This window comes from Pseudomonas fakonensis (assembly GCF_019139895.1).
GTDB lineage: Bacteria > Pseudomonadota > Gammaproteobacteria > Pseudomonadales > Pseudomonadaceae > Aquipseudomonas > Aquipseudomonas fakonensis.
In genome coordinates, this window is sequence record NZ_CP077076.1 from 1,346,991 (window position 1) to 1,355,000 (window position 8,010).

Annotated in this window: 7 protein-coding genes (1 of these 7 cut by a window edge); 3 read left to right on the plus strand and 4 right to left on the minus strand. The window is 64.7% G+C overall.

Annotation, left to right across the window (positions count from 1 at the left end; translation table 11 throughout):
* Positions 1–234: 234 nt before the first annotated feature.
* Positions 235–993, minus strand: a complete 759-nt coding sequence (locus tag KSS94_RS06165; RefSeq protein WP_217842144.1) for an SDR family NAD(P)-dependent oxidoreductase — start codon at positions 991–993, stop codon at positions 235–237.
* A gap of 114 nt (positions 994–1,107) precedes the next feature.
* Between KSS94_RS06165 and KSS94_RS06170 the strand changes: the two genes are divergently transcribed.
* Together KSS94_RS06170 and KSS94_RS06175 are read left to right on the plus strand one after the other, a co-directional pair.
* Positions 1,108–2,019: a LysR family transcriptional regulator gene (locus KSS94_RS06170; protein WP_217842145.1), complete on the plus strand. Its 912-nt coding sequence runs from the start codon at positions 1,108–1,110 to the stop codon at positions 2,017–2,019.
* A gap of 192 nt (positions 2,020–2,211) precedes the next feature.
* Entirely contained in the window at positions 2,212–2,532 is a 321-nt protein-coding gene (locus tag KSS94_RS06175) for a DUF2025 family protein (protein ID WP_217842146.1), read from the plus strand.
* A gap of 6 nt (positions 2,533–2,538) precedes the next feature.
* Here the strand turns inward: KSS94_RS06175 and KSS94_RS06180 are convergent, their stop codons facing one another.
* Positions 2,539–5,121, minus strand: a complete 2,583-nt coding sequence (locus tag KSS94_RS06180) for a bifunctional diguanylate cyclase/phosphodiesterase (protein ID WP_217842147.1) — start codon at positions 5,119–5,121, stop codon at positions 2,539–2,541.
* A 51-nt stretch (positions 5,122–5,172) separates the two neighbouring features.
* A complete protein-coding gene (locus tag KSS94_RS06185; RefSeq protein WP_217842148.1) occupies positions 5,173–6,249 on the minus strand; it encodes a diguanylate cyclase in 1,077 nt (358 codons plus the stop codon).
* A 127-nt stretch (positions 6,250–6,376) separates the two neighbouring features.
* Here KSS94_RS06185 and KSS94_RS06190 point away from each other — a divergent pair, with 127 nt between their 5' ends.
* Positions 6,377–7,471 carry an MBL fold metallo-hydrolase gene (locus KSS94_RS06190; protein ID WP_217842149.1) on the plus strand — a complete coding sequence of 365 codons (1,095 nt, stop codon included), beginning with the start codon at positions 6,377–6,379 and terminating at the stop codon, positions 7,469–7,471.
* Here KSS94_RS06190 and KSS94_RS06195 read toward each other — a convergent pair.
* On the minus strand, positions 7,468–8,010 hold the 3' portion of the coding sequence (locus KSS94_RS06195) for a formate/nitrite transporter family protein (RefSeq protein ID WP_217842150.1). 318 nt of this gene lie beyond the right edge of the window; the window shows 543 of its 861 coding nt (coding positions 319–861); its start codon lies beyond the right edge, outside the window — the gene reads right to left on this strand; the stop codon is at positions 7,468–7,470. The genes KSS94_RS06190 and KSS94_RS06195 overlap by 4 nt on opposite strands.

Below are 8,010 nucleotides of genomic sequence, written 5' to 3' on the forward strand. Positions count from 1 at the left end.
CAGAGAACTAGTCTCGCAGATGCATCGCGGCCCCTGTGGGAAGCGGCCTTGCCGGGGCGCCGTCCGGTCGAGATGGGCTGCGCAGCGGCCCCGGCAATTTTGCATGAGGCCGAGGCCTTGGGGCTGCTGCGCAGCCCATCGCGACACAAGGCCGCTTCCCACAGGGGCCGTGTTAAATCAATGAGTTAGTGTTTGATAGGAGCGGGCTTGCCCGCGATAGGTCTCACTCGGCCTTCAAAGGAACATGCCCCCCGAAACCTCCAGGCGCTGCCCGGTGATCCAGCCATTGCCGTCCTCCAGCAACAGGGCAATCGCCGCGCCGATGTCATCCGGCAGGCCAACCCGCCCGAGCGCGGTATTGCCGGCGATGAAGTCATTCACTTGCTGGTTGTCACGCACCACACCGCCACCGAAATCGGTCTCGATTGCCCCCGGCGCCAGGATGTTCACCCGGATGCCTCGGGCACCCAGCTCCTTGGCCTGGTAGCGGGTCAGCACTTCCATGGCGCCTTTCATCGCTGCATAGGCGGCGTAGCCGGGCAGGGCGAAGCGGGTCAGGCCGGTGGAAATATTGACGATGCGCCCGCCGTCTTGCAGCAGCGCCAGCAAATGCTGGGTGAGGAAGAACGGGCCCTTGAGCTGGATGTTCAGCAACTGGTCGAACTGCGCTTCGGTGGTTTCGCTGAACGGCACGTTCAGGCCGATGCCGGCGTTGTTGACCAGAAAATCCAGCTTGTCGGTGCCAAAGCGCTGCTTGAGGGTATCGGCCAGTTGCCCGGCAAACGCTGCGAAGCTGGCGCTGTTGCTGACGTCCAGTTGCAGCATGGCGGCGCGAACGCCGGCCTGTTCCAGCGCGGCGACCACGCTTTGCGCTTCGGCGGCCTTGCTGTGGTAGGTGCCGATGATGTCGATGCCGCGGGCAGCCAAATGCTCTGCGGCGTTGCGGCCCAAGCCGCGGCTGGCGCCGGTGATCAGGGCGATTTTGCGGGTCATGTCGGTTACCTCGTTGGGTGGGGAGTGACGACAGGTTATTGGTCGGTCATGGGCTGTTAAATCCCGTGAAACCGTAAATACTGTTCGCTTTATCCAGACAATCGGCGGTTGCGGATGAACAAACTCGAACTGCTGCGAACCTTCGTACGGGTGAGCGAACTGAACAGTTTCACCCTGGCCGGCGAGAGCCTGGGGTTGCCGCGCTCGACTGTTTCCGAGCAGGTGCGGGCGCTTGAGGGGCTGCTGGGCACGCGCTTGCTCAACCGAACTACCCGTCGGGTGCAGGCCACCCAGGATGGCGCGCTGTTGTACGAGCGTAGCAAGGACCTGCTGTCGGGGATGGACGAGATCGAAGGGCTGTTTCGCGCCGACGATGCCGAGCTGGCCGGCACCTTGCGCATCGACCTGCCGACCATGATGGCGCGGCGGGTGATCGTGCCGGCCCTCCCTGCCTTTCTTGAGCGCTTCCCGCGTTTGGAGGTGGAGATCAGCTGCACCGATCGGCAGGTTGACCTGCTGCGCGAGGGCTTCGACTGCGTGATGCGCATCGGCGCGCTGAGCGACCTGGATGTAGTGGCCCGACCGGTGGGGCAGTTGAGCATGCGCAACTGCGCCAGCCCCGCATACCTTGAGCGCCATGGTGTGCCGGCTTGCCTTGAGGACCTGGCCGGGCATCGGCTGGTGCATTACGTACGCAACCTTGGCGCGCGCAGCCAGGGGTTCGAGTACGAGCAGGATGGCGAGCTGCGCTTTCAGGCCATGGGTGGGGTGGTCACGGTGAACAACGCCGAGGCGTATTCCGCCGCCTGCCTGGCAGGGTTGGGGATTATCCAGGTGCCGGCGGTGGGGGTGGCTGAGCACTTGCGCCGGGGCGAATTGGTGACCTTGCTCGAACCCTGGCAGGCGCGGGCCATGCCGGTGTCGTTGCTGTATGCCCGACAGCGCCATGTGCCACGGCGGGTGCAGGCGTTCATGAACTGGTTGGCGGGGGTGCTGGCGTCGCAGGTGGATGCGCCGACGGAATGAGCGGGCCGGCAGTCGGGCCTTTGGGCTGGGGACCGAGGGCGTGGGAGCGGGAGCGGGAGCGAGGCCAATTTTGGAAGCCCTGCTTGCCGACCAGCGCCCCGCGGCGTTAGGCTGCCCCTTGCGCGTTGCCCGTCAGAGGCGGCCGCTTCCCGCCCGGCGTGCGTCACTTCCGATTTTTTGCGAGGTAACGCCATGGCCATCACGTCTCAGGACATCTGCAACGCCGCCGACCAGCTCAATGGTTTTGTCGGTTACCACGGCAAGCGCGGCATCCATATCGTGCGCTTTTCCGAAGACTCGTTCGGCATGGATGTGGCCGACGACAGCATCACCCCGTGCAGCGAGTTCGTCTGGCGCGCCGATGGCGACCAGCGCATGGCATTGTGCCGCGAGCGCCTGGCGCTGCTGTTTGGCCAGCATGTGGATGATCGGCTGAATATCGGCGAGCCCCTGCGACTGTATCTCAAGCGTACCGACCTGCCGGAAATTGTCGCCGAACGTACCGTGCTTTAGGCGGCCTCAAGAAGCATCGTGGCGCTGCCCGCTGTCGGCCAGCAGCGCCTCGAAGCCTTCGCGGTCCACCGGCCTGCTCAGGTAAAAGCCCTGTACCTCGTGGCAGCGTTCCTTGCCCAGCGCGCGCAGTTGCTGTTCAGTCTCGACGCCCTCGGCAGTCACGGTCAGGCCCATGGCCTTGCCCAGGTTGATGATCGCCTGCACCACGGCGCGGTCGTTGCCGCTCTGGTTGGTCAGCCCGGCAATGAAGCGTTTGTCGATCTTGATGCTGTCGAACGGGTAGGTGCGCAAGTAACCCAATGACGAATAGCCGGTGCCGAAGTCGTCCATGTTCAGGCGCACCCCCAGCTCCTTGAGTGCGAGCATGGTGCCCAGGGCGCCTTCTATGTCGTTGAGCATGACGTTTTCGGTGATTTCCAGCTCCAGACGCTGGGCCGGGAAGCCGGTTTCCAGCAGCACCTCGCGCACATCGGCCACCACGTCGCTGCGCAAGAACTGCGCAGGCGACAGGTTGACCGACACCAGCAGGTGCTCAGGCCACTGCTGCGCGGTGCGGCAGGCCTCCAGCAGTACCCAGCGGCCGAGGGCGACGATCAGGTCGCTCTGTTCGGCGAGCGGTATGAAGGTGTCTGGCCCCAGCAGGCCCTCTTGCGGGTGTTGCCAGCGCAGCAGCGCCTCGACCGACACGATGTGCAAATCGTCGAGGCGGTAGCGGGGTTGGTAGTGCAGCACGAACTCCTGCTGCTGGACCGCCCGGCGCAGGTCGTTTTCCAGTTGCCGGCGGTACTGGATCTGCTGGCTCATTTCGGGGGAGAAGTAGCGCCAGGTGTGCTTGCCGTCGGCCTTGGCCTGGTACAGGGCAATGTCGGCGCAGCGGATCAGCTCGCCGGCGTCGAAACCCTGGGCGCGGCTTTGGGCGATGCCGAGGCTGGCGCCGATGTGCAACTGGTGCTCCTCGAACACGATGGGTTGCTGCAGCAGGTCGATCAGGCGTGCGCAGAAGCGGTCGATTTCGCTGCGGTTGTCCAACCCTTGCAGCACCAGCACGAACTCATCGCCGCCCAGGCGTGCCACCAGGTCGCCGTCGCGGGTGCTGTCGCGCAGGCGCGTGGCGACCTCCTGCAGCACCGCGTCGCCGGCGGCGTGGCCAAGTGAGTCATTGATCGGCTTGAAACTGTCGAGGTCGAGCAGCAGCAAGGCCAGCGGCGGGGCGTCGCTGCCGCGCAACAGCAGTTGCTCCAGGTGGCGGGAGAGCTTGTTGCGGTTGGCAAGGCCGGTGAGCGCGTCGTGCATCGACAGGTGCTGGATACGGGCATGGGCGTCGACTTCGTCGGTGATGTCGCTGGCGGTGCCGCGAAAGCCGGCAAGCTTGCCGTCGAACAGGATCGAACGTGCGGAAATGCGGCAGTAGCGGTGCTCGCCGTTGTGGTCGCGGTAGGCGCAGCGCAGGTTGGCCAACTGCTGCGGGTCGCTGTCGACCTGGGCATCGAGCCAGGGCAGCAGGGGGGTGGTGTCGCAGGCCAGCAGTTGGTTGAGCGGTTGGCCGAGCCATTCGTCGACCCGGTAGCCGGTGACCTTGGCGAAGCGTTGCGACAGGTAAGTGAGGCGGTGATGGCGGTCGGTTTCCCAGATCCAGTCGGACGCCGCCTCGGCCACGGCGCGAAAACGCTGTTCGCTGGCCTCCAGCGCCTGGTTGCTCTGCTGCAGGCGCAGCAGGCTCTGGTCGATGGCGTGGGAACTGCGCAGCGCGTGGCGGAACAGGTACAGCATCACCAAGCCGAGCAGCAGCAACACCCCAAGCAAGGGGGGCAGTACCGCCCAGAGCAGTTGGTGGCCGGGCTGCGGGCTGTTCCAGGCCAGGTGGAAGCCGGTATCGCCCAGCTCGATATAAGGTTGCCGGGTCTTGGCGCTGCTGTCCTCCTCCAGGCGCATACCCTTGAGCCCGGCGCCTTCGCCGAGGCGGGCCAGCTTGTCGGCGGTCAGCTGGTCGACGAACAGCATGACCGGGGCGTTGCGCACCTCGCCGTCGAGTACATCCGTGTCGGGACGTACAGCCGCGGCGCTGAGCACCGCAGGCCAATCGTTGAAGCGCACGAAGTGGGTGACCTGCTCGCGCGCCGGTGCCGCTTTGCGGGCCTGGGCAATGATCGGCGCCAGGTCGCTGCCGATAAAGGCGGTGGCAGGCGATTCGCTGGGTTTGCCTTTGAACAGGGCGTAGCTGGTGCCAGTGTCGGTGACCACGAACACGCCCTCGTAGCCGCTGGCGCTGTACAACGATTCGCCGACGTTTTTTTCCTCATATGCCCACTGCCAGTCTGCCTGGCTGTTCAGGTGTTCGTAGGCGGCGTCCCAGACCGCGTAGCTGGAGAGGAACTGGCGCGAGGCCAACAGCCGTTGCTGCAGTGCCTGGTTGGCCTGGAAACTGCTAGTTTGCTGCGCTTGCTGGTCGAGGGTGGCAGCGATGTTGAACAGGGCGCCGAGGGCGATCAGGCAGCCCAGACCGAACAGGGCGCAGAAACCGCCAATCAGTCGGTGTACCTGCAGGTTGGAGGTGTGGCGTGGGGCGGGACGGTCTGCATTCCTGTGCATGTGCGGGCGGCTCCTTGTACTACGCCTCCCGCCCTGGGCCTGGGGGAAGGTCTACTCAGGATAGGCCAGCCTGAGCGTGGAGGCCTCGCCGCGGGCCAGATTCACCTGATCACGGCCCTGGTGCTTGGCACTGTAGAGGGCTTTGTCGGCCACCAGCAGCCAGTCTTCGGCACTGGCAAGGCCTGGGCGAAAGGCTGCCAGGCCGATGCTCAGGCTGATGCGCAGGCCCGGCAGTTGCGGGTTGCGGTAGGCGGCGACACGCTCGCGCAGGCGCTCCATGGCCTGGCAGGCCTGAGCTTCGTGGGTGTCGGGGAAAATCAGGCAGAACTCGTCGCCACCGTAGCGCCCTGCCTTGTCGTGTTCGCGCAGGCTGCGCTGCAGTTCGTGACTGAGCTGGCGCAGCACGCAGTCGCCGACCACGTGGCCGTAGGTGTCGTTGATGGCCTTGAAGTGGTCGATATCGATCAGGGCGATGACTGCCGGCAACTGTTGCTGCTGGCTGAGCTGGAACTTGTGCTGCAGCAGGTCCTTCCAGGAGCCGTGGTTGAGCAGGCCGGTGAGGCTGTCGGTGCGGCTCAGCGTGCTGAGCTGGCGCTTGTGGTCGGCCAGCTGGATCGCCAGCTGGTAGCACACCCAGCCCAGGGCCAGAGGGTAGAGGGTGAGCATCGGCAGGCTGGCATAGACTTGCGCCATGCTGGTGTGCAGTTGCAGGCCGGGGCCGAGCAGGGCCATCGAAAGCAGCATGCCGGCCAGTTGCGCGAGCATGCCGCGAATGACCATGGGCTTGCCGCCGGCGGCGACGTTGTTCATGGTCACCATCGACAGGATGGTCAGGCTCGGCAGCGGGTTGAAATGCATGGTCGCCGCCCAGAAGCCTGCGGCTACCGAATCCAGTTGCAGGTTACGCAGCTCGGCCTGGTAGGGTCTTGCCGAGCGGCGCGCCCAGTGGTAGGCCACGTGCGGCCAGGCCAGGCCGTTGAACAGCATCAGCAGCCATACCCAGTGGGGCTGTTGCAGGGGGGCCACCGCCGCAGCGGCGGCGATCAAGCCGATAGCCTTGCCGATGATGCGGGGGCGGTAGATACGGCGGACAAACGAGAGTCCCTTGCCGCTGCTGGTGTCCGTCATGGTCGTCCATTCTTTCGTGAGGCGCCGTTTATCGCATAAGTTGCATGAATATTGTTGAACATTCATTCATCGGCGAAAAATGGCCTTACAAGCCAATTCACGGTTGATGCAGTACCTCTGGAGTAACATGAAGCCTTTCTTCCTGTTCGGAGTGCTCTTGCTCATGGCCCCCATGGCTACCCCTGCTGGCGAGCCGGCGCCCCACCGCGACGGGCGTTTCCACAACCAGGTCGAGCTGCCCAAGGATGGGGTGCTTAAAAAGTTGCGCATCGGCCTCAAGTACCTTTTGCTGCGCAAACCACCCGAAACGCGACCGGGTACGGCATTGGCGCTGCAGCCGATGACCCGCCAGCAGGTGCTCGATTCGCCCGACCACAGCCTGTGGCGGTTGGGGCATTCCACCGTGCTGCTGAAGCTGCGCGGGCGCTTCTTCATTACCGACCCGGTGTTCGCCGAGCGGGCATCACCTGTGCAGTGGGCCGGGCCGTTGCGCTTCCATGCGCCGCCGTTGTCGCTCGATGACTTGCCGCCGCTGGCTGCGGTGATTCTTTCCCACGACCATTTCGACCACCTTGACGAGCAGGCCATCCGTCGCCTGGCGCCGCGTACCGAGCATTTTTTGGCGCCGCTTGGGGTAGGGGACCTGCTGGTGGAATGGGGCGTGCCGGCGGCGAAGGTGCAGCAACTGGACTGGTGGCAGGAGGCCGAGGTGGCAGGCGTGCGCTTTGTAGCCACGCCGGCGCAGCACTTCTCTGGTCGCGGGCTGTTCGACAGCAACCGCCGGTTGTGGACGTCCTGGGTGATGATCGATGAAGGCCTGCGGGTGTTCTTCAGTGGTGATACCGGGTATTTCGAAGGCTTTCGCGAAATCGGCGAGCGTTTCGGGCCTTTTGACCTGACCCTGATGGAAACCGGTGCCTACAACCTGGCCTGGCCCAGCGTGCACATGCAGCCCGAGCAGAGCCTGCAGGCGCACCTGGATTTACGCGGGCGCTGGATGCTGCCGATCCACAACGGTACCTTCGACCTGTCCATGCACAGCTGGCAGGAGCCGTTCGAGCGCATTCTTGCGTTGGCCGAGGCCGCGCAGGTGCAACTGTGCACGCCACACATGGGCGAGCGTGTCAGCCTCGACTCGCCGCACGCCGGGCAGAACTGGTGGCGGCCCAAGGCTGCGCCGCGTCATGGCCGGGCAGCCGAGCGGGCGGTGGCGGCGCGTTAGTCGTCCTTTAATAGCTGGGAGGGAGGCTTGCCGCTGTCGCTGCGTACCTGGGCGTGGCTGATCAGGGCAAAGATGAAGCTGCCGCCAATGATGTTGCCAGCCAGGGTCGGCAGGGCGAAGTCGAGCCAGAAAGCCCCCCAGGTCTCGTCGCCGGCCCACACCAGGTAAGACACCTCCAGTGAGCCCACTACTATATGAGTGAAGTCGCCCAGGGCCATCAGGTAGGTGATCAGCAGGATGATCCAGATCTTGGCGTGCTCCATCGACGGGATCATCCAGACCATGGTGGCGATCATCCAGCCCGAGACGATGCCTTTGGCGAACATCTGGCTGATGTCGTTCTCCATCACCTTTCGGCCAACCTCGAGGAAGGCGATGTCGGTCTTGCTGTCGAAGATCGGCAGCTCGAGCATCACCCAGGCCACCAGCAAGGTCCCAGCCAAGTTGCCCAGCAATACGATGCCCCAAAGCCGTAGCAGGCGGCCGAGGTTGGCCAGGGTCGGGGTGGTCATTACCGGCAACACGGCGGTGAGGGTGTT